The sequence below is a fragment of the Laspinema olomoucense D3b genome (genome assembly GCF_025370785.1).
Classification (GTDB): Bacteria; Cyanobacteriota; Cyanobacteriia; order Cyanobacteriales; family Laspinemataceae; genus Laspinema; species Laspinema olomoucense.
Map to the genome: position 1 here is coordinate 1 of NZ_JAMXFA010000059.1, position 21,300 is coordinate 21,300.

Consider the following 21,300-nt stretch of genomic DNA (forward strand, 5'->3'; position numbering starts at 1 on the left):
CAAGAGGTAACGAGGGACGCATAAGGGGTGAGCGAACGCTCATCAATTGTTAAGAAAGATGCGAGTAACGCATAGCTGGAAGGAAGAGGGATTTAGGGTGAGGGCGACCAAAATTAGAGGGAATCCGGTTGTGATAGGTCGGTAAAAAATCCCACCCGGTTCTATAGACCATAGATTGAACTCACGGCGAACAGTAGCCCGTGCTTAAAGGGTTAGGTTGATGCAAATCTAACCCTTGAGAGTGAGGAATTTTATCTATAAATTACCCTTACTTTTTCTTTTGTTTCAGGACTTTTTTAACCAGACCTGGTATTTCGGCAGGACTAGAAGCCACCGGAATTTTTGCGGACTTAAAAGCCTGAATTTTGCTTTGAGCCGTATCGGGATCAGCGCCGATAATGTTAAAGGTTTTACCTGTAGAAAGTTGTGCCGCCATAATATCCCCGGCATGACCGAGGCGCTTGCCTTTCGGTGCATGATGACCGGCGACATAAGCCACCACGGGTTTATCAATGGCAGCAGCAATATAGTGTGCAGCTTCCTCTTCACTACTGCCGCCAATTTCGCCGACTAAGACGATCGCCTCAGTCTGGTCATCTTCATCCAAAATTTGCAGCCATTGGGCAAAGGAGGAACCCAAAATCGCATCACTACCAATCCCGATAGCGATCGACTGTCCTAACTTAGCCTGAGTGAGTTGCAGGGCAATTTCATAGGTGAGAGTACCACTACGACTGATTAACCCCACGGAACCGGGAGTATAAAAATCGCTTTTATGAATACCCAGCAGAACCTTTCCAGGAACGATAATTCCCGGGGTATTGGGACCGAGGACTAAAGTATCCGTCGCCTCCGCCTTTCTCACCAGTTTCACCATATCCAGAGGCGGCATCCCCTCGGTGATGATAATAATCTGACGGATGCCAGCGGCGATCGCCTCCAAAGCCGCATCCAGGACCGCATAAGGCTTGACAAAAATCACCGTCACATCCACCGGACCGACCTTGCGGAGGGCCTGTTCGACCATATCAAAAACTGGAATTTCCTGAACCGTTTGGCCCCCACAACCGGGACTAATTCCGGCGATCACATTGGTTCCATAGGCTTTCATTAAAGCCGCATGAGTGGAACCGATCACCTCGGTAATGCCTTGAATTAAAATTTTGGTATCCGGCGTAAAATTCATCAACCCTCCTTTAGGCATTCGTTGCCAACGACACAGACAAGGCGATCGCCTCATCTAAGTTTTCCACCACCGTGACCTCTACCGCCTGCAAAATTTCTCGCGCTTGGTCAATTTCGCTCCCATATAAGCGCACAATCACCGTAACCTGGGTTTGAGGATTTCCCGTGGCGGTTTCCCGTTGACTCTGTTTTTGGTAATGGGCGATCGCCTCCACCGCCTGAGTGCAGGAACATAGACCCCCGAGCAAATTCACCAACACCACCTGGACATTTTTCTTCTGACTCACCAGGGCCAACCCGAGCTTGATGCGATCGCACAGGAGTTCCGGGGTCAAATCCCAACGACATTCTCCACCAATATTCACAAAATTAGCAGGCTTGCCTCCTGCGGCATACACCAAATCCAGAGTCGCCATCGTCAGGCCCGCACCATTACAAAGCAAGCCAATATTCCCATCTAGTTCCACAAAATTCAATTCCGATGGCACCGCCATCACCGGAGAATCGGACCCCGCAAGCAATCCCTCATCAGGGTGAGTCTTCGGCTGCAACTGTAATAAACTCGCATGGCGTCCGAGGGCCTCATCATTCACCGTCACCTTGCCATCCAGGGCCATTACTTCCCCCCCCGGACTAATCCCCAGGGGATTGATTTCCACCAGGTCCAAATCCTTCTCCACAAATAGCAGATACATCTTTTCGACAATATCGCTCACCGCCTCAATCAGGGGACCCGTGCAACCCATCTTCAGGGTTAAGCGACGGGCATAAAAGGGAGAAAAGCCCTCATCCACCACCACCTGCTGCATTTGTTCCATCGCTAATTCTGTACTGGTCCCCCCTTGGCTCGACCCCAACAACAGGGGACGACGGGCGGTGCGATCGAGAACCACAGCTAGATAAAACTCGCGATCGGTGTCATATTTAGCCTCAGCTAAGAGCACCTCGGGATATTCCGTATTGATAGGAAGGTGAAAAATATTTTGGGCCGCTGCCACCGCATCAATCGTATTAGCCACAAACTTGATGCCACCTGCTCTCCCTCGTCCTCCTGCACGGACTTGGGACTTGAGGACAACGGGATAGGGAATCTTTAGTCCCTTTAAGTCTCTGGGATGGTCGATCCGTTGCGAGGGCAAAACTGGGATGCCCATTTCCCTGAATAATTCTTTTGCTTGATACTCTAATAAATCCATGAATGTATGAAAAACGGTGGGTGTGAACGATCTAAAGGCTGAACCATCAAGGGCAGAAAAGCCTGCTTAAATTATCGCTATTCGGGGCCTCTCGATGTCTGGGGTTTACTCTGTTTGTAGTGTGGCCTACTTTTGATTAAAGTGCCAATCCATGAGGGATTGAGGGGTCACAGTGCCTCCGGCTGACCCTGACTCAGCGATCGCGGGTGTTCCCTAGGGGATTTGCCATCTCTAATCGGGATTTGTTAATTCTCAAACCCACCAAACTTGATAGAATACCACATTCGGTTAACCCACAGGGGCGATCGCCCCCGTCCCCGACTGCCCCAAAACCTTGCCCGGTCGGCCCATCGCCCCGCCCACCCCCGTTGCGTCAAAAAAAGCTAACTTATGACCGTTTTGAGGATGTTGTATGCTATCTAATAATTAACTTGAAGGCTTGCCAGTTCGTAACCCGTGCCGGTAAGCACCAAACCTGCACTAACAGGATGTGTACCGGGGGTAAAAACTTATGACAACCGCAGTCCGCCCAGGCGATTTAAAAATGATCGCCGACCTCATCGAAGAACGCTTGCACGCCGAATTGCCGGAAAATTTGCCCTTGGGAATTCGTTGCGCTTACAAGCAAGGAAATTTAATCGTCCTCGCCGAACATACTCCAGAGGTCAAACTAGACCTGCCACCGACCTTTAAAGCGATTCAACAAGCGATTTTGGCTTTGGTCGGGTATGTCCCGGGCCAGTTACGACTTTATCTGCGAGTCAAGGGTCACAAAAATCCCTACGCTTACCATGCTTTTAAAACGCCCCAACCCCTCGGGGCCGTCATGGATCCGGAAGGAGGCCAACCCGTACTCCTGCTCGATCGCCCTCCCCACAGCGCCCCCAATCGTCGGGAAACCGCACCTGCAATTAGTGAAGAGGCAAGGCAGGCACTGGATCTGGCCGCCGCTGCCTTTCCCCTCAATCCCTTTGATACGCCCCCACCAGAGGAAGCCTTTGAGGAGCAACTGGAACTGGAACCGGAACCCCAACGCCAACGGCAACGGCCAGCCCCACGTTCACCCCAACGACAACGACCACAGCAACGGCAACGGAAGTCACCAAACCAGCCCAGTTCCTGGTTACTGCCCTTTAGTGCTTGTGCTTCCATCGCCCTAGTCCTGGGGTCAGCCACCTTCTACGCTCTGTCTCGTCCTTGCTCGATCGGCACCTGCCAGCAAATCGTCACCGCTAACGAGTTGACCCAGGATTCTGCAAAACTGCTGCAAGCGGCTGAATATCAAGAACAAATTCAAGCCGCCAAAGCCCAACTTACCTCCGCCAGTCAACTGTTAACCGGAATTCCCCTCTGGTCCCAAGATTACGGAACCGCTCAACGCCTACTCCGGCGAAATCGCAACCTGACCGCTGGTTTAGATGAAATGGTCAAAGCCTTGGATACCGCCTTGAGTGCCGTTGCCCAAGGGAAGAATCCCCCCCATCCGGTGCAGGTGTGGGAGGGGGTTGCCTCAAACTGGCAACAGGCGATCGCCTTTCTCGAATCCGTTCCCCCCGATAGTCCTGTCTATCCTCTCGCGGTCGAAAAATTACCCACTTATCGCGCCAATTTAACTCAAATTCAAGGGCAGATTGAGGCTGAAAAAACCGGGCGCGAACAAATGCAGGCGATTCTATCCGTGGCTAAAGTCGCCCAAGCTCGCAGCGGTGTCGCTCAGTCCGTGGAAAGCTGGGAAACCATCTATGCCAGTTGGGAACAGGTGATTAAACAGTTAGAGGCCCTGCCACGAGGCACAATGGCCCATCAGGAAGCGAGTCAACTCCTGCCTAGCTATCGATCGCAGCTTGAACTTTCCCGCGATCGCAAAACCAAGGAAAAAATCGCCACGGAGGCTTATGAATCCGCCATTCTCGCTGCCGATCGCGCTGAAAATGCTACCCGCAATAATCAATGGTCCCAAGCGGTAGACCAGTGGAATCAAGCCGTTGCTTCAGCGGAACAAGTCCCCACCGGCACCTATTACTACCCCAAAGCTGCTGCCTCTCTTCAGGAGTTCAAGGCGCAACGAGAAGTGGCCCAAGAGGAATTCAAAAAGGCCAATCTGATCGCCAAAACTCGCGCGGATCTGAACAATACCTGTCAAGGCAATCCCAAAGTTTGTGAATATACCTTGACCGATAATGTCATCAGTGTGTGGTTAAGTGCTGACTACATTCGGAAAATTCAACAAACCGCTACAGTGGCCACAAGCAACCGGGACCCGAAAGTCCGTCAAGGCTTGGATCTGCACGTCAATACCCTCCGAACTGCCTTAGAATCGATCGCCGATAACGCCCAGCTTCCCCTGGAACTTTACGACCCCTATGGCGCCTTTATCGGACGTCATACGCCCAATTAACAAGGATAAATTAAACTCAATTAAATCTACCGCAAGATAGATTTAATTGAGTTTTTCTTTGAATTTAATAGAAAAATGGAGGAATCCACCTCCTTTTCCATTGAATTCAGTTTTACTCAAAGCACATGGATAATCTTGTACCCGAGTCAGATTGGGATCTGACTCCTACTATTCACAGTACCCTTGTCCCCTTTGATCATCAGCTTGCTTCCCTTCAAAATCCCCAGGGCCTAGGTGAAAAGCCGGTTTCTCTTAGCCTCCCAGCCGATGCGATTCCTGCTAGTTTGGGCAATCTTCCCTTAAGTTTTATTGCCAATGTTGGACAACTTGACCCGGAGGTAGAGTTTCTGGTCCAAGGCGCGCAACATGATATTTTCTTTACCCCGGATGAGATTGTCTTAAGCAAATCCCAAGTCATCGATGATGAAACCATCTCTCATCAAGTCAAGGTTTCATTTGCTGATGCTAACCCAGACCCTACCATTGAGGCAATTGCACCATTGCCGGGAGTGGCTAACTTTATCACCGGAGATGACCCGTCCCAATGGCATGAAAATATTCCCACCTATCAGGGTATTGCCTATCAAAATCTCTATGATGGAATTGACTTAATTTATCGGGGGGATGAGGGAGAACTCAAGAGTGAGTTTATCGTCAATCCCGGTGTAGATCCGGGACAAATTCGGATGAACTATACGGGAGGCGATCGCCTGAATATCCGAGAAGATGGAGCCTTAGTCATTGAGACTCCCTTCGGTGAATTAGTTGAATCTGCCCCCTATTTGTACCAGGATATCAACGGAGAACGAGTCACCGTCAGCGGTGCTTATCAACTCTATAACAATGCACAAGTTGGCTTTACCATTGGCGAGTATGATCGCTCACATCCCCTGGCGATCGACCCCACTTTAGAATATACAACCTATCTCGGGGGTAGCCAATTTGACTCAGCCCGGGATATTTCTGTAGATGAGGCCGGAAATATCTATCTCATTGGAGATGTGAGTTCACCCGACTTTCCCACCACAGGCAATCCGGCAGTTCCTGGAAAAGCTTTTATTTCCAAACTGTCTAATAATGGCACGTTACTCTATACCACCTTTCTAGGCGGAAATGGGTTCAATCAGGGTGAGGGAATTGCTACCGATAATGCTGGAAATGCCTATGTAACTGGCGTTACTCTTTCTAATGATTTCCCCATTCTCAATGCCATTCAAGGGAATTCATCCCTGTCCCACCAAGCCTTTATCGCTAAACTTTCTAACACCGGAAGTTTAGTTTATTCCACCTTATTTGGGGGAAGTGTTTTCGATGCCGCCCGTAGTATCGCTGCTGATAATAATGGCAATGTGTATGTGACGGGGGAAACCACCTCAGCGGATTTTCCCATTCTCAATGCCATTCAACCGGCTTATGGCGGCACTCAGAACAATTTTTCATTGACCCTGGGAGATGCGTTTGCGGTGAAACTCTCTAGTGAGGGTCAGTTAGTCTATTCCACGTATCTCGGGGGTAATAATGATGACGGCGGTTTAGGAATTGCCACCGATGGCAACGGCAATGCTTATATAACTGGCGCAACTTATTCTAATAACTTCCCCATCCAAAATGGCCTTCAAAGTACCTTTGGCGGGGTGCAAGATGCCTTTATCACCAAACTGGGTGGCGATGGCAATTTAGTTTACTCCACCTATATCGGGGGGACGGGGAGTGAACTCGGTGAGAGTATCGCCGTGGATACTAACCAAAATGTGTATATCACCGGAACGGTAAACGCACCTTTGCTGCCGGTTATCGACCCCCTACCCGCTGCGCCTGCGATCGCCGATCGCACCTTCTCTGACCCATCTGCGGCCCAGTTTCCCCCAGAAAACGGGAGTCCCCGCACCTTCTCGTTTTCTCCCCCCATCAATCCCTTTGAAGAGAATCTCGGTGACTCACAAAGCGCCTTTGTCACTAAACTGGCGAACGATGGTAGTCGGCTGATTTATTCGCTATTATTCGGTGGTAGTAATAATAATGGGACCGGGATTGCGGTTGATAATAGCGGCAATTTCTATGTAACCGGAACAACTAATTCTGACAATTTCTTTAAGGTTAATGCCTTTCAAGGTTATAGCGGCCAGGGAGATGCCTTTGTCACAAAATTTAGTGTCAATGGTAGTGTGGAATATTCCACTTATCTGGGTGGGACTGCCGAGGATACGAGCATTGGCATCGAAGTTGATAATGCCGGGACGGTTTATGTTGCTGGAAATACTTATTCCGGGGATTTACCTAATAGTTTGAATCGGTTTGGGGGGAATTTTAATGCCTTTGTTGCTAAAATTACACCCCAATCCGGACCCCGGGTAGAATTGCCTTTTATCAATTTAATCGATGCCTTTTCAACCTCCAATGGCGGAGCGATCCTGATGGGTACTCCCTTGGGAAATGTCTTATTTGATGAAAGCTTTTACCTGGCCACTAATCCGGCTGTAGCTGAGGCCGTAACCTCCGGTGTATTCCCTAATGGATTTGAGCACTTTTTCTCCTTCGGTCAATTTGAAGGACGACAACCCAGTCCTTTTTATAATGAAGGACGTTATTTAGCTCAGAATCCTGATGTAGCTGCAGCGGTTGCGGCGGGGGCAATTCGCAGTGGATTTGAGCATTTTCGGAATTTTGGACTCTTGGAGGGACGCGATCGCCGGACTCAGTTATTCCACGAAGGTTACTATCTGAATACCTACCCGGATATTGCTGCGGCTGTTGCTGGAAATCTAAACAATCTCGGATTTAGCCATTACATTCAGTTTGGACAACGGGAAGGACGCAATCCTAACCGTTTCTTTAATGAAGGTTTCTACCGGAGTATTTATCCCGATGTCGCCGCAGCCATATCCGCCGGAAGTTTGGCCAGTGGATTCGAGCATTTTGCGTTCGCCGGGGAAAAGGAGGGACGGCAACCGAGTCCTCTGTTTAATGAGCAGTTTTATCGGGCAACTTATCCCGATATTGATGCCGCCGTAGCAGCGGGTAATTTCCCCAGTGGATTTGACCACTTTTTGCGGTTTGGAGCTAGAGAAGGACGGGCCGGAGTGGGTTAAATTGATACCCAACTTCTCTTGGCAGTAGCCCAATAAATCTCAAATAGAGACGCGAACGATCGCGTCTCTACTCGGGTTTCGGGATGGTTCTATAGCCGGTATATTTTTATACAAAACTAGGAACCCGATCGCCCGATAAAGCCGGTAAGACGCGATCGCCAAAGGCTTTGATAAACTCCTCCTGTTGCAGGTTGACATTATGCAGAATCAGGCGATTAAATCCCAGTTCCATATCATCCCGCAACCACTGGATATGCTGTTCTAAATCCGCCGAAATCCTCACCTGCCCATCCATGTCCTCGGGTTTAACAAACTGCGCCGCAGCCTCCAACTCTTCTGGGGTGGACAGTTCAGCTAGAACTGAACTTTTAAAGATATTAGTGCGCCACTGTTCATAAGCCCCCTGCCTTGCCTGTTCCCGAGTTTGAGCGTAAGACAGTTGCACTTTGAGGTGCATTGGTTTCCCTTTTCCTCCACCCCGATGAAAAGCTTCTACTACTTTTTGGAGTTCTTCCGGATGACGAGAGGTGGTCAACAGTCCATCAGCCCAGGACCCTACCCATTCCGCTGTTTCTACGGTAATCGCCGCGCCGAAAATGGGAGGGGAATAGTCGGGACGAGTATAAAGTTTAGCCTGTTGGACGGTGAATAAACCCGAGTGGTTGACGGTTTCTCCGGCAAACAAGGCGCGAATGATATCTACGCTTTCTTTGAGGCGAGCGTTCCGTTCGGGTTTACTCGGCCAGCGATCGCCGGTAATTCGCTCATTAATCGCCTCTCCGCTGCCTAATGCCACGGAAAATCGGTTTGGAAACATTTCGGCGAGGGTTGCTACCGCTTGGGCGACAATGGTCGGGTGATAGCGCGGACCTGGGGCGCAAACGACGCTACAGGGTAGGGAGGTTGCCTGCATGGCCGCCCCTAACCAAGCCCAGGAAAACCCACTCTCTCCTTGGCGATCGCTCCAGGGTTTGAAATGATCGGAAGACGACCCGGCGGTAAATCCAGCCCGTTCCGCCATCTGGATATACTTGAGCAGGACGCTGGGCTTAAATTGTTCATGAGAAGCGTGATAAGCAAATTCAGTCATCATTTTATTTCCTCACTGGAGGGTAATTTAATAGATAAACAACAGGGTTAGAAAAGCGATGAACTTGTTGATAAATACAGTTATTCAGTTCACCGGGACACTTCAGCCTAAATAGGTGGAAAGGAGTGCTACAAAGGCAAATACTCCAACAAAACAAAGCGTTTCTTGATAGTTTTCTTTTTCATATTCGCTGGCCTCCGGTACCATATTTTCTACGACAAGGGTGGTCAAAATCCCCGCAGTGAACGCCAGTAGCATAAATTTAATCACTTCCGGTTGACCCACGACCACCCAATATCCCAGGGTTGCACCAATTACCGGAGGAAAGATAAAGGAAGCGGATAAGATTTGGCGAAAGAGGGCTGATGTTTTACCCTGCTTAAAACTAGAAATTGCCGCCATTCCCGTGGGGATATTGGCCAGGACATGACCCAGGGCAACCATCACAGCTAGACTAAAGGCAATGGTTGAACTGGTTCCCACCATTAAACCATCGCTAAATAAATCAATTCCTACGCCTACGGAAATTACCCAGGCTGATGAGGATTGCGTTTCTGAGTTTTTCGAGCGTTTTTGGAAAAATTTAATCGCTCTTCTCATCAGGATAAAGAAGCCTCCACCCCCAACAAAAGCTAGGAAGATTAGCCAAGGTGGATCGGCTGCCAACATTTCCGGCATAATTTCAACTCCCACCACCGATAGGATAATTCCGGCGGCGGCATGAAGAGTTAAACTTAAGTTACTTTTAGAGGGAGGAATAAACTCGGCGAGGAGTCCGCCTATATAGCTCCCGATCGCTGGCATTGCCGATAGAGCTAGGGTGCTTAAGTAAGGGTTCATAATAGATGTTAGAAAATGTTATAAATTTATAAGACTTGAGGCTTTTTATCCTATTTTTTGTAGACTTTTAGGGATAGTTTAAAAGTTAAATTGAAATTAGGTAAATTAAAATGGGGGGCAATTTCAGAAATTACCCAAAAGCGTCAATTTTTGGGGTTCGGTAGCCACCCATTCCGGTTGAATTGGAGTCAAGACAAAAAGTATTAAGCTTTTTTTAGTCTGCAACCCAGCCCGGTTTTTCAGGGGAATACTATTCGGAGCTTTAAAGTTGACTAAGCTAATTTTATTTAAAGAAAACTATGATTTGTTCCTCCTAGAGGAAGAGATTGGGACCTGAAGGGGTGAAGAGGATTGGGGAAAATTGCAGGGCGATCGCCCTTAAACTTCCCGGGGTGCGATCGCGGTAAAAACTGAGCTATCTCCGTTCAAATTACTGCCCGGTGTGGCAGTCCGAGTCAGGGTAGGCCAAAAAAACTGCTGCCATCTACGCCTAATCCCCGATAGCGCGGGCAATAAATCCCCCGAAACCGCCCTATTCCCGGCAAATTGCAGACCCGTTTTAAAATTTTTGAAGTTGTGCCGCTGAGTTGAAAAACTCTCGGGAAATCCCTTTGGTAATCAACAGGGCACTCACCACAGAAGCAAACGCCAGCATAAACATAATTAAAATTTGATAGGCGGCGGCATTCAGGGGATTGACCCCACTGAGTAATTGACCCGTAATAATCCCGGGGAGGGTCACGAGTCCTACCACCATCATGGTATTAATCGTGGGAATGAGTCCGGCGCGAATGGCATCTTTGCGGTAGGTGGCGATCGCCTGTTCGGGAGTCGCCCCTAAACACAAATGGGTTTCAATTTCCACCGGGGAAGCATTCAGGGTACTCACAAATCTTTCCCCGGCGATCGCCCCACTGTTCATGGCATTTCCTAACACAATCCCGGTTAAGGGAATAATATATTGGGGATTTGTCCAAGCTTCCGGCTGTCGCAGGACCAACAAGTTAACGTAAACCAAGGTGATGGCACTACTGATTGCGATTGAACCCCAAACCCAAGGCAACAGCCGAGGAACCTTTTGACTAATCCGGTTCCGGGCCACTATTGCAGCAATGGTGAGCATTACCATCAGGACCGCCAACACCGCCAGGGGATTTTTCCAAGTAAACACCACTTCTAAGAAAAATCCCACCATCAGCAACTGGATCATTGTCCTAGCACTGGCTAAAGCGAGTTGACCCTCTAATCCCAGGCGTTGCCATGCGGAGAGAGCGATCGCCAACACCATCAATCCCAGGGCCAATCCCAAATCGATAAAATCTAGTTCAATGCGTTCCATTCTGGTTCTTATGGGTGATGGTTTTTCGGATGCTTAGGGAAAGATGACTTGTGCTCCACGGCCCATTAACTATAAAATGCCTTATAAGTTTTTTGAATCCAGCCTCCGGATCTCGATGTAGCATAGCTGCCTGGGCGCGATCGCCAATCGATGGGTTGAATGGGGGTGGGGCCATTACTGGACTGTAAAGTTTGGCATTTTCTGCGTCGGTCCTTCCGGGCAAAATCTGATTGTATCTAAAAAGGTGTAGAGGCGTGAATCATATCCCCCCCCTGGATCTCTCTTTGCAGTACCACACGATCGCCCAAGAAGTAGAAGCCTCAGTTTTAGCACTGTTGGCCTCGGGACGTTATATTAACGGTCCAGTTGTGGCAGAATTCGAGCAGCAGTTCGCGGCCTATATCGGCACAAAAGAGTGCGTCTCCTGCAATTCCGGCACCGATGCCTTATATCTAGCACTCAGGGCCCTGAATATTGGCCCTGGGGATGAGGTGATTACTACCCCCTTTACGTTTTTTGCCACGAGTGAAACGATTTCCCGGGTGGGTGCAACGCCGGTTTTTGTGGATATTGTGCCCGAGACGTTTAATTTGGATGTGGAACGGCTAGAGGCGGCGATTACGGAAAAAACCCGGGGGATTTTGCTGGTGCATCTCTATGGACAGCCGGTGGAGATGACCCGGTTAATGGCGATCGCTAATCAACACAATCTCGCCGTCATCGAAGACTGCGCCCAATCCACTGGGGCGATTTGGGCGGGACAGAGGGTGGGGAGTATCGGTTATATGGGCTGTTTTAGCTTTTTTCCGACGAAGAATTTAGGGGCCTTTGGCGATGGCGGGGCCGTCACGACGAATGACCCGGCGATCGCTGCTCAAATGCGGATCTTAAAAGAGCATGGGGCTAGTGGGCGCTATTATCATGAATCGGTCGGGATTAATAGCCGTCTCGATGCGCTACAGGCGGCGATTCTTCAGATTAAGTTACGCTATCTGGATTTTTGGAACGATCGCAGACGGGCGATCGCCCAAAATTATCACCGCCTCCTCGCACCTCTGGCAGGAATTGTCCCCCCGCAAGAACTGCCCGGGGGTCAAGGGGTTTGGAATCAATACACAATTCGGGTAAAAAGTCAAGAGAATAATACTCAACGGCGCGATCGGCTTCAGCAGCAGTTAAATGAGTCGGGGATTGCGGCAACGGTTTATTATCCACTGGCGCTCCATTTACAGCCGATTTACCAAGGGTTGGGGTATGCCCTGGGTGACCTGGCGATCGCCGAACAGGCATCTCGGGAGGTGCTCTCTCTACCCATGTTCCCTGAGTTGTCTGAGGAACAGCAGCAAGAGGTGGTTTATAGTTTGAAGTCTTTTCTGTGAATCCTAGGGGGGAGAACGCCTGAAGGCGTTACTACAAACAGGGGAAGTAGTTTTTTCTGTTCGTTCGTAGTGACGCCTTCAGGCGTCATCTTTCCCTGGAGCCATAAACCATACCCTTCAAGTTAATAGAGTGAATTCTATGGGTGAAGAAGGGTTAAAGAATTGTAAAGATGGGTTAAGATGTTAACAAATAAGTAAATAATCTGAATAAGCCAGACCGCAAGGCTAGTGGTCACTTCAGATCCAACCCAAGTATTAGAGGCAACGAAAGGCGTGAGTTCTAAAACCATAGCCCAGATGCGTCGGTATGATCCGCAGGCGATCGCCAGTTACTATCGCTCCCGTCCCTGGAAAGTGCTCTGGAGAGCCATCACCGTTATTTGGTATTTGTCTAGTTTTATTTTGGGCTTGAAGTGGGATGAGTGGACAAACCAAGGGGAAAAACAACGACAAAAAAGAGCAACCCAGCTTCAGAACATCTTAACCAATCTCGGACCCACATTCATCAAGGTCGGTCAAGCCCTTTCCACCCGTCCGGATTTGATCCGCAAGGACTTCCTCGATGAACTGATCAAGCTACAAGATCAACTACCTTCCTTTGATAGTGCGATCGCCTACCGCATCATTGAGCGAGAACTCGACAAAACCGTTGAAGAACTATTCGCTCAAATTACCCCCCAACCTGTTGCCGCAGCCAGCTTAGGCCAAGTCTATCAAGCCTATTTGCACAGTGGCGAAAAAGTTGCGGTCAAAGTCCAGCGCCCGAATTTGAAACCCGTTCTGACTCTGGACCTGTTTTTAATGCGCTGGGGAGCCAAAGCGGTCGGACCTTGGCTGCCGCTGAATTTAGGCCATGATCTGGGTTTAATTGTCGATGAATTCGGCACCAAACTCTTTGAAGAAGTGGATTATCTCAACGAAGGACGCAATGCGGAAAAATTTGCGACCAACTTCAGCGGGAATCCCACGGTCAAGGTTCCGAGTATTTTCTGGCGATATAGCAGCAATACCGTCCTAACTCTGGAGTGGATTGAGGGGTATAAGCTCAATGACATTCAAACCATGCAAGCAGCGGGAATCGACACCCATGCCTTAATCGAAGTTGGGGTCACCACCGGGTTACAGCAGCTTTTGGAGTTTGGCTTTTTCCATGCGGACCCACACCCTGGGAATTTATTTGGCATGGCTGATGGTCGCATGGCCTACATTGATTTTGGCATGATGGATCAGCTAGACGAAGCCACCAAGGAAAACCTGGTAGAGGCGATCGTCCATCTGATCAATAAAGACTATGTAGAATTAGCCGAACAATTTGTCAAACTGGGATTTTTAACCCCCGAGACGGATATCTGGCCGATCGTCCCTGCCTTAGAAGCGGTATTAGGGGATATCCTCGGCCAAAGTGTGCGGGATTTCAACTTTAAGACGATTACCGATCGCTTTTCGGAGTTGATGTACGAGTATCCCTTCCGGGTCCCGGCTAAGTTTGCCCTGATTATTCGCTCCCTGGTGACTCAGGAAGGGTTAGCCCTGACGATGGATCCTAATTTCAAAATCGTTGATGTGGCCTATCCTTATGTGGCAAGGCGCTTACTGGCGGGAGAATCACCCCAGTTACGACGACGGTTGATTGATGTCTTATTTAAGGATGGCAAGTTCCAGTGGAGTCGCCTGGAAAACTTGATTGCGATCGCCCGTTCTGACACCAATTTTGATATTATCCCCACGGCAGAGTTAGGTCTGCGCTATCTCCTCTCAGAAGAAGGTGCATTTCTGCGCCGTCAAATCTTACTGGCGTTAGTCGAAGACGACAAACTGCATACAGAAGAAGTCCGCCGTCTGTGGAACTTGATCAAGGAAGATATCCACCCCAATCGGATATTCGATGCTGCTTGGGGCGCTTTAGCCGACTTCTCTCGGGAAGGTGCGGCGGCGTTGCTACCTTCGATGCCCACGGGAATCCCCTTTTTCGAGGAAAAGTAGTCTTAGGTAGCAGTTTCTTCTTCAGCCATCACCCCTGACCCTAAACCGGGTTTCTAGCCGAAATTTGCGGTCAATTGCTACAGATTTTCACCAGAAACCCCGTTTCTAACCTCCCGGGTCCCGGCGTACTCAGCAGAATCGGAATTTTTGATTCCCCCAGGGCGCTTTCCTCTTTACAGTTGAGCCTTTCCCCTTTACCGTTGATAGTTGACCCTTCTGAGTTGACAGTCTTGTAGGAGAGATTCGTGCCTAACTTTCCCTATCCAGAGCCACCTTATTTCCTGTTAGCGGCTGCATTTATCGCGGCGATCGCCTCGGGAACGGCCTTCTATGCCACCCTCACCCAATTGGTACAAGCCTGGTCTCGGAATCGCTCAACCCGCAGTCTCTCTCAAGCTAGAGGTATGGAATTACAACTGCCTTTTTTGGGAATGGCTGGGGCGATTTGTGTTTTTCTCGCCTCCGGGCTACAGGTTTTCGGATTTACGCTGTTTATTTCCTACGTTTTTTCCTTCCCCTTAACCATTTTGACCGCTTGGCTGGTTTGGTCTCAGTTGGGTAATCTTTTGATGCAACTGCAACGCGGTGGTTCCAAAGCCCTTGACCTTGATTCTTGGGAATAAAGTGCCGCTCAATCATCAGCTAATCTTCCGGTGAGCACCGGAGTGAACGGGAAAAAGCAACCTGCTTTTTCCTTTTCTTTTGAGGTTCTTTTCAGGGTGGAAATGGGGTAGATTAGACGGGTGTTCTCGCCCTTGGACTGAATGTTTCTGATTAATTGAGTTAGAGCGAGGGGGAATATTTTTCCAAGACTGCCCGATCGCGCCCTAGGGATTTGGCCTTGTATAGTGCCCGGTCTGCACTCCGAATTAATTTCTCCACAGGGTCTTGAGGCCGGGGTAGAGTCACCGAAACGCCCAAACTAATCGACACATAACCCACCGGGGACTGAGCATGAGGAATCCGCAGGGCTTTGACCTGATTTCGGATAGTCTGCGCCACTTGCATCGCCCCTTCAGCATTGGTATAGGGAAGAATGACGGCGAATTCCTCTCCACCATAGCGCGCGACTAAATCGGCGGGGCGCTTCACGGCATCCGCGATCGCCTGGGCGACTTGTTTTAAACAAGTATCCCCGGCTTGATGGCCATAAGTATCGTTGTATAATTTAAAAAAGTCAATATCACATAAAATCACAGACATCATCGAATGTTCGCGAATTGTGCGCCGCCATTCCCGATAAAGACATTCATCAAAGGCGCGCCGGTTGGCCACCTGAGTCAATCCATCCAAAGAAGCAATGCGCTGTAATTCTTCATTGGCCGCTTCCAACTGTTTAAATAGGGTCGATTGTTGAATGGCGATCGCCAGTTGCGTGGACAACTGCTCAAACCCTCTAATTTCAAACGGTTGCCAGTGGTGAATTCCATTACATTGATGCGCCACCAACAAACCCCAGAGGCGGTTCTCATGTAACAACGGGGCAATCATTTTCCCATTCACCCCAAAAGATTGTAAAAATTGAATCAAACACTCCGGAGAATTCGCCGCCTTGAGATCATCGATCGCCTTGACCTTTCCGTTACAATACCGCTCATAACAACTGGGGGGGAAAATTTCTTCTCCGAAACTTTGTCCCAGCATCGAGGGCCAAGGAGGAATCACCGATTCCATGACCACACTCCCCGACTGGTCCGGCCAAATCTGATACACCACCACGCGATCGCAATCCAGAAATTGTCTCACTTCCGAAACTGCCGTATTCAAAATCTCTTCTAAATTCAACGATTGGCGAATGCGGGCCAGGGTCCGGCTTACCAGTCGTTCCCGGTTTGACTGCTGACGCATGGCTTCCTCCGCCCGTACCCGTTCCGTGATATCCTGGGCCAGAGATGCCACGGAGATCGTCTCACCGTCCCGGTCAATTAAGGGAGTCGTGTACCACTCACAAATAGTCCGCTGCCCATTTTTCCGAACATTTTCAAAAATTGAGCAAGCCCCTCCCTTTTGATGCAACAGCTCCTGCCATCGTTGACCCGCATTCAGTCCCTGCAAAGCCGGAAATAGCAACGCCATCCCCCGCCCCAGGATTTCCGCTTTGCTATACCCAAAAATCGTTTCCGCCGCCGGATTCCATTCTATAATCTCTCCGTTGAGGTTGAATTCCACCACGGCTAAAGGCGTTTGTTCCAGGTGCAGAGAGAGTTTTTGTTTGGATTGTTGCAGTGCGGCTTCAACCTGTTTTTGTGCGGTCAAATTTGTGCTAATCCCAATCCGTCCGATAATTTTACCTGTGGGGTCTTTAATCGCATCGGCGCGGAGCAACACCTGCACAATTTTACCGCTGCGGGTGCGCTGTTCCACCGAACCGATCCAGGATTGACCCGGGGCGATCGCCTCAAAGATTTCCCGGGCAATTTCCGGGTCAGTATAAAGAATGGACGGACCCCCGGCAGCCTTCAACTCTTCAACACTGCCATATTCAAACAGCGTAGAAAAGGCCAAATTATGGTAAATATGATTGCCCTTGGCATCGCTGATGGCGATCGCATCACTGGCACTTTCCACCGCTTGCGCCACATACTCTAGGGCAGCTTCTGCCTGTTTGCGCTCGGTGACATCCCGCAAAATGGCTACAACCCGGTCCTCGGCACAAGCCATAATCCGCGCTTCCCGGTTGTAGCATTTGCCCTGAACGGTCAACTCATACTCCCAAGTTTGAACTTCCCCAGTTTCCAGGGCTTGAAGTATATACTTCATCGCCTCCGTGGCGATAGATCGAGGCCAAATTTCATAGATAGAAAGCCCGATTTGAAAATTGGGCAGCATGGCTGTCGTCTGTTCCGGCACATTTTTGCAATCCAAAATGGTGCCATCTGCTTTTAAATAGAGCATCAAATCGGGAATAGTCTCCATTGGGTCCTTATTTCTGCCCGGGTTCCCTCGGGATGACTCCTCCACCCGGAGGTGATTGGTAAAGTCTGAGTCCCAAACCACCGTAATGGTCCCCTGTCTCCTGCCATCGCTGTGGAATAGGGGGGTTTTTTTGATGTCCACGGACCGCACTTCCCCGGAAAGGGTGAGAAATTCCAGCCGGTGATAAATGGTGTTGGATAGTTCCCAAGCAGTTTGATCAGATTCCGCATCAGCCCTCAAGATGTCTTGAGCCAGGGGATAGTCTTGGCTCAACTGCTGGTTAGTTTTACCGGCATACTCCACCCCAATTAATTGGAATAGCCTTAATGCAGCTTCGTTCGCCATGAGCCAACATCCCTGCTGATCTTTGAGGATGACGCTTTCTGAAATGGTTTCGACTAAGGGTTTGAGCCACTGCCCCAAGGTGCGATCGCTCGAAAGTCGGTCTATCCCTTCCCCTGCAAAGGACTCCGACCCTGCCGTCTGGGGCGATCGACTCGGCTGAGTATCCCGTTCCAGCCCCAGACTGGACTCAGAACTCGGTTCTATCCAGGATTCCTGCTCAGCTAATTGGGGTTTACCATTCATGATGCCAGTGCCTCCCCTGAAATTTTCTACGTTACAAAATTAATGTTGGATACTCAGCTTTTATTTTGCCCTTTTCTGTCCAGCGATCGGGGAAAAGCATCAGGCCGGATTTCCTGTCACTTTCCCTTGTAGCTTCTGCCTTTTTAAGCCAGTCCTCCCCCGATTAATTAGTGAAAAAACTATAAAAACAAAATAACCAACCCTTTAAGATACTGGCGTATCTAAGATAAATTATAAGGGGTGTTCTGTCCCAAAATTTAATTGTGCTTCAGGCATTCCACCTCATCGGGAAGGGGGAGCCTCGAACTGCCCGTCACACAGTATCAGCGAGTCTCCAGGACTACCGAGTGGGTACTCTCATCCTCCCTGAATCCCGGACCCAGAGCAGGGGTCCAGTTTTTAGATTCCAGGAACAAGAAACTGGATTTTTGGCGCAGCCGGACTAGGGTTTTTGGTAGTTCTGCTCCCGACGGGCCAGATTTATCCCCCCGCACAATAGTGAGGGGATCGGGGCGATGGGTGAATCCAGAGGTTGCTACCTCTTTACTCTGCAAGCGGGAGTGGAATAGCACAGTTTGGCCATCCCTTTTTAGGGAACTTTTTGAACACTTGATTCGGTTAAACCCCGGGCAAGAGAATTTCAAATTCGGTCCCAATGTCCGGGGGTAAATCTTCTCCATTCAGGGTGCGCGATCGCAGATAAAGTTCTCCCCCATGTTTGGCGGTGATAATCCAATAACTCACCGCAAAGCTAGTTTCTTTTTCCGCCAGTTTAGACATTCCAAAAGAGGCTAAGATTTCATTAATTTTAGCTTGAGGAATCCCCAAACCATTGTCAGATATTTTAATCGAAACCCACCGGGAATCCGGCTGGTTTGGCATTAAAGCCGGTCGGGATATCAATTCCGTGGAAATTAAAATTCTTGACTGGGTTGGAGCCGGTTGAGGTTTGGCTCGAAAGCCTGCTTCACTGAACTCCAAAGAAAATTTGTGATGGACAGCTTCGTGAATTAATCCATCAATAGTTTTGCTGAGGATATTAATAAAGACCTGATTCAGTTGAGAGGCGTAACAGGATATAGGGGGGAGATGTCCGTAGTTTTTAATAATTTCAATTTCGCCACTCATCCGGCTTTTGAGCAGCAATAAAACACTATCAATACAGGCATGAATATCAGCGGGTTTGGGATAAACTTCATCAATATGACAAAAGTTTTGTAAGCTGGTGGCTAACTGTTTTAAGCGATCGGCTCCATTTTTTAAACTAGAAATTGCCCGAGGCAAGTCTTCTTTTAAAAACTCATATTCAATCTCTTCTTGAAAATCTTCAATTTCTGGGACAGACTCGGGTAAATATTTTTCATAAACTGCCACTAACTCCATTAACTCCTCGGAATAGCTGGCGACGTAGGTTAAATTTCCCCAAATAAATCCCACGGGATCGAGAATTTCATGAGCCACCCCATCAACCAACCGTCCCAAACTTGCCATTTTGTCGGTTTGTACCAGTTGCGCTTGAATTTGTTCAAAGCGCAATTGAGTTTCAATGCCGCGAATTTGCCAATAGGCGAGATTCAACTCATGAATATTGAGCAATAGATAGTTATCGGAACTGGTTTGGACGACGAGGGGTTCGCCTAATAATTCAGGCGATCGCCGTAATGCCTGTCGCGCAGCTTGGACAATTGTTGTCTCGGAACTTAATAGCATAATTTGAGTCCGGGCGTAGCTGTAAAGCATTTCCAAGGGAGCATTTAAAAACAGCTCACTTGCTCGCGGACGAATCAAATATTCTAGCAGTCGCTGTCGAGACATCATCCCAACAAATTCTCCTGCATCTCGCAAAATCACCCCCGTCAGAAGGGGATATTTTTCAAAAGTGCGCACGATATCATCGCAGCGTCGGGTTACCTCCACCTGAAAATCAAACAGGGGTAATTCTCCGAGGGTTGATTCGACGCGCAGATCTCGATAACTTCCTTCAACAAATACAGGCTTTGATAGTTCAGAAGGGGGTTGATTTGGCACGATCAAGGGATATCGCCGGTCAACACCGACGCCTAAACAGTAAAATTACAATGGGGTTGTAGATGGATTGTCCACCCTTGGGGCGATCGCCATTAGATATGGGTGCACTCATCATAAACCAAAAGGTTGCGATCGCCCGATTGCGATCGTCCTCATTTCCATTTTGTATTCTGTTCATGATAGCCCTGTTCCCCAACCTCATTTTCCCAAAACCGGAGAAAAATCAAAGTCCCTCTCCCATTTTGGGAGAGGGATTTAGGGTGAGGGTTGCACCTCTTATGAGCGCCACCTTCAGCTAGAGAAATGTCAAATTTGACAATTTGTCCGGTTTTCCACCCAGGGATTTCAGGACGGGTAAAAGCCGAAAAATAACCGAGCCTTCACAAGAACAGCCGAGTTCCTAGAAACACCCCACTTCGGGCCCCTACTGCTCTGGAGCCTCCTGGAGATAGACAGGCTGTGGATTCAATTCTCCCATGCGGTTAGGGGGCCAGAATCGAATCACCGCACGACCAATAATTTTATCCCGAGGGACAAAACCCCAGTAATGACTATCGTAGCTATTATTGCGATTATCTCCGAGCACTAAATACTGATCATCAGGAACAATTTCTGGGCCATATTGGTAGTTAGGTCCTTCTTCAATATAGCGTTCCTTGATGGGAATATTATTAATGTAAACTCGTTCCCCTTTGACCTCTACCGTTTCCCCAGGCAGACCGATCACCCGCTTGATAAAAGCATCTTTAAAATTTTGTTCTTGGAGGGTATCCGTCGGAGAAAAGACGACGATATCGCCTCGTTCTGGACTCGTGAAGCGATAGCTCAACTTATCGACAATCAGGCGATCGTTAATTTCCAGGGTCGGGAGCATCGAACCGGAGGGGATGTAGCGTGCTTCGGCCACAAAGTGACGAATCCCAATTGCTAAAATCGCACTCAAGCCAATCGTCTTAAGGGCTTCAACCCAAGGATTTTCTGGATTTTGGTCCGGATTGTTAGGGGGAGTTGGCCGAGAATTTGTATCAGACGCGGTTTCTTTTGCACGAGTCATGTTTGAACTTTTGACCTAATAGTGCTGCTGGGTTTTAACACAATAATATTGGAGAGGATGGGAAATTGTATTTCCCTGGAGAAGTAGACCAGACTCAAAATCCCATCTACTTACTCGAACCTTTAACCATCAATTATAAACCGAACTTCTGTGTATTTTTAATAACCAGATGAGTTAGATTTTTGAGGAATTGATTCAAGATCTTCATAGCCTGA

General features: G+C 48.9%; 14 protein-coding genes. 5 read left to right on the top strand and 9 right to left on the bottom strand.

Annotated features, from left to right (window positions below; all coding sequences use genetic code 11):
• Positions 1 to 268: 268 nt before the first annotated feature.
• Both NG792_RS26725 and NG792_RS26730 read right to left on the bottom strand, forming a co-directional pair.
• Positions 269 to 1,186 carry a succinate--CoA ligase subunit alpha gene (locus NG792_RS26725; protein WP_261197948.1) on the bottom strand — a complete coding sequence of 306 codons (918 nt, stop codon included), beginning with the start codon at positions 1,184 to 1,186 and terminating at the stop codon, positions 269 to 271.
• A 10-nt stretch (positions 1,187 to 1,196) separates the two neighbouring features.
• Positions 1,197 to 2,381, bottom strand: coding sequence for a succinate--CoA ligase subunit beta (locus NG792_RS26730; RefSeq protein ID WP_261197947.1), 1,185 nt, complete (start codon positions 2,379 to 2,381; stop codon positions 1,197 to 1,199).
• Between the two features lie 511 nt (positions 2,382 to 2,892).
• On the opposite strand from NG792_RS26730, the gene NG792_RS26735 reads away from it, so the two are divergent.
• Together NG792_RS26735 and NG792_RS26740 are read left to right on the top strand one after the other, a co-directional pair.
• Positions 2,893 to 4,779, top strand: coding sequence for a hypothetical protein (locus NG792_RS26735; RefSeq protein ID WP_261237458.1), 1,887 nt, complete (start codon positions 2,893 to 2,895; stop codon positions 4,777 to 4,779).
• A 125-nt stretch (positions 4,780 to 4,904) separates the two neighbouring features.
• Complete coding sequence (locus NG792_RS26740; protein WP_261197945.1) at positions 4,905 to 7,868, top strand: DUF7948 domain-containing protein; 2,964 nt, start codon at positions 4,905 to 4,907, stop codon at positions 7,866 to 7,868.
• 106 nt (positions 7,869 to 7,974) lie between these two features.
• Here the strand turns inward: NG792_RS26740 and NG792_RS26745 are convergent, their stop codons facing one another.
• The 3 genes from NG792_RS26745 to NG792_RS26755 form a co-directional block, all read right to left on the bottom strand.
• Positions 7,975 to 8,961, bottom strand: coding sequence for a TIGR03885 family FMN-dependent LLM class oxidoreductase (locus NG792_RS26745; protein ID WP_261237460.1), 987 nt, complete (start codon positions 8,959 to 8,961; stop codon positions 7,975 to 7,977).
• A gap of 99 nt (positions 8,962 to 9,060) precedes the next feature.
• Positions 9,061 to 9,798, bottom strand: coding sequence for a ZIP family metal transporter (locus NG792_RS26750; RefSeq protein WP_261237463.1), 738 nt, complete (start codon positions 9,796 to 9,798; stop codon positions 9,061 to 9,063).
• 559 nt (positions 9,799 to 10,357) lie between these two features.
• On the bottom strand, positions 10,358 to 11,137 hold the full coding sequence (locus tag NG792_RS26755) for an ABC transporter permease (RefSeq protein WP_261237464.1): 780 nt from the start codon (positions 11,135 to 11,137) through the stop codon (positions 10,358 to 10,360).
• 254 nt (positions 11,138 to 11,391) lie between these two features.
• Between NG792_RS26755 and NG792_RS26760 the strand changes: the two genes are divergently transcribed.
• The 3 genes from NG792_RS26760 (at position 11,392) to NG792_RS26770 (ending at position 15,122) form a co-directional block, all read left to right on the top strand.
• Positions 11,392 to 12,516 (top strand): DegT/DnrJ/EryC1/StrS family aminotransferase, encoded by a 1,125-nt coding sequence (locus NG792_RS26760; protein WP_261237465.1) that lies wholly within the window; start codon positions 11,392 to 11,394, stop codon positions 12,514 to 12,516.
• Between the two features lie 297 nt (positions 12,517 to 12,813).
• On the top strand, positions 12,814 to 14,499 hold the full coding sequence (locus NG792_RS26765) for an ABC1 kinase family protein (protein ID WP_261237469.1): 1,686 nt from the start codon (positions 12,814 to 12,816) through the stop codon (positions 14,497 to 14,499).
• 245 nt (positions 14,500 to 14,744) lie between these two features.
• Complete coding sequence (locus tag NG792_RS26770; protein ID WP_261197940.1) at positions 14,745 to 15,122, top strand: hypothetical protein; 378 nt, start codon at positions 14,745 to 14,747, stop codon at positions 15,120 to 15,122.
• A 160-nt stretch (positions 15,123 to 15,282) separates the two neighbouring features.
• Here NG792_RS26770 and NG792_RS26775 read toward each other — a convergent pair whose 3' ends face one another.
• The 4 genes from NG792_RS26775 to lepB all read right to left on the bottom strand — a co-directional run bounded on the left by NG792_RS26775 (position 15,283) and on the right by lepB (position 21,085).
• Complete coding sequence (locus NG792_RS26775) at positions 15,283 to 18,003, bottom strand: diguanylate cyclase (RefSeq protein WP_261237466.1); 2,721 nt, start codon at positions 18,001 to 18,003, stop codon at positions 15,283 to 15,285.
• Positions 18,004 to 18,621: 618 nt separating this feature from the next.
• Entirely contained in the window at positions 18,622 to 20,031 is a 1,410-nt protein-coding gene (locus tag NG792_RS26780) for a sensor histidine kinase (RefSeq protein WP_261197938.1), read from the bottom strand.
• A gap of 19 nt (positions 20,032 to 20,050) precedes the next feature.
• Entirely contained in the window at positions 20,051 to 20,209 is a 159-nt protein-coding gene (locus NG792_RS26785) for a hypothetical protein (protein WP_261197937.1), read from the bottom strand.
• Positions 20,210 to 20,455: 246 nt separating this feature from the next.
• Entirely contained in the window at positions 20,456 to 21,085 is a 630-nt protein-coding gene (lepB, locus tag NG792_RS26790; protein ID WP_261197936.1) for a signal peptidase I, read from the bottom strand.
• Between the last annotated feature and the right edge of the window lie 215 nt (positions 21,086 to 21,300).

Excerpts from the sequence above, each read along its gene's own strand:
- NG792_RS26725 (WP_261197948.1), bottom strand. The coding sequence starts at position 1,186 with ATGAATTTTACGCCGGATACCAAAATTTTAATTCAAGGCATTACCGAG.
- NG792_RS26730 (WP_261197947.1), bottom strand. The coding sequence starts at position 2,381 with ATGGATTTATTAGAGTATCAAGCAAAAGAATTATTCAGGGAAATGGGC.
- NG792_RS26735 (WP_261237458.1), top strand. The coding sequence starts at position 2,893 with ATGACAACCGCAGTCCGCCCAGGCGATTTAAAAATGATCGCCGACCTC.
- NG792_RS26740 (WP_261197945.1), top strand. The coding sequence starts at position 4,905 with ATGGATAATCTTGTACCCGAGTCAGATTGGGATCTGACTCCTACTATT.
- NG792_RS26745 (WP_261237460.1), bottom strand. The coding sequence starts at position 8,961 with ATGATGACTGAATTTGCTTATCACGCTTCTCATGAACAATTTAAGCCC.
- NG792_RS26750 (WP_261237463.1), bottom strand. The coding sequence starts at position 9,798 with ATGAACCCTTACTTAAGCACCCTAGCTCTATCGGCAATGCCAGCGATC.
- NG792_RS26755 (WP_261237464.1), bottom strand. The coding sequence starts at position 11,137 with ATGGAACGCATTGAACTAGATTTTATCGATTTGGGATTGGCCCTGGGA.
- NG792_RS26765 (WP_261237469.1), top strand. The coding sequence starts at position 12,814 with ATGCGTCGGTATGATCCGCAGGCGATCGCCAGTTACTATCGCTCCCGT.
- NG792_RS26775 (WP_261237466.1), bottom strand. The coding sequence starts at position 18,003 with ATGAATGGTAAACCCCAATTAGCTGAGCAGGAATCCTGGATAGAACCG.
- NG792_RS26785 (WP_261197937.1), bottom strand. The coding sequence starts at position 20,209 with ATGAACAGAATACAAAATGGAAATGAGGACGATCGCAATCGGGCGATC.
- lepB (WP_261197936.1), bottom strand. The coding sequence starts at position 21,085 with ATGACTCGTGCAAAAGAAACCGCGTCTGATACAAATTCTCGGCCAACT.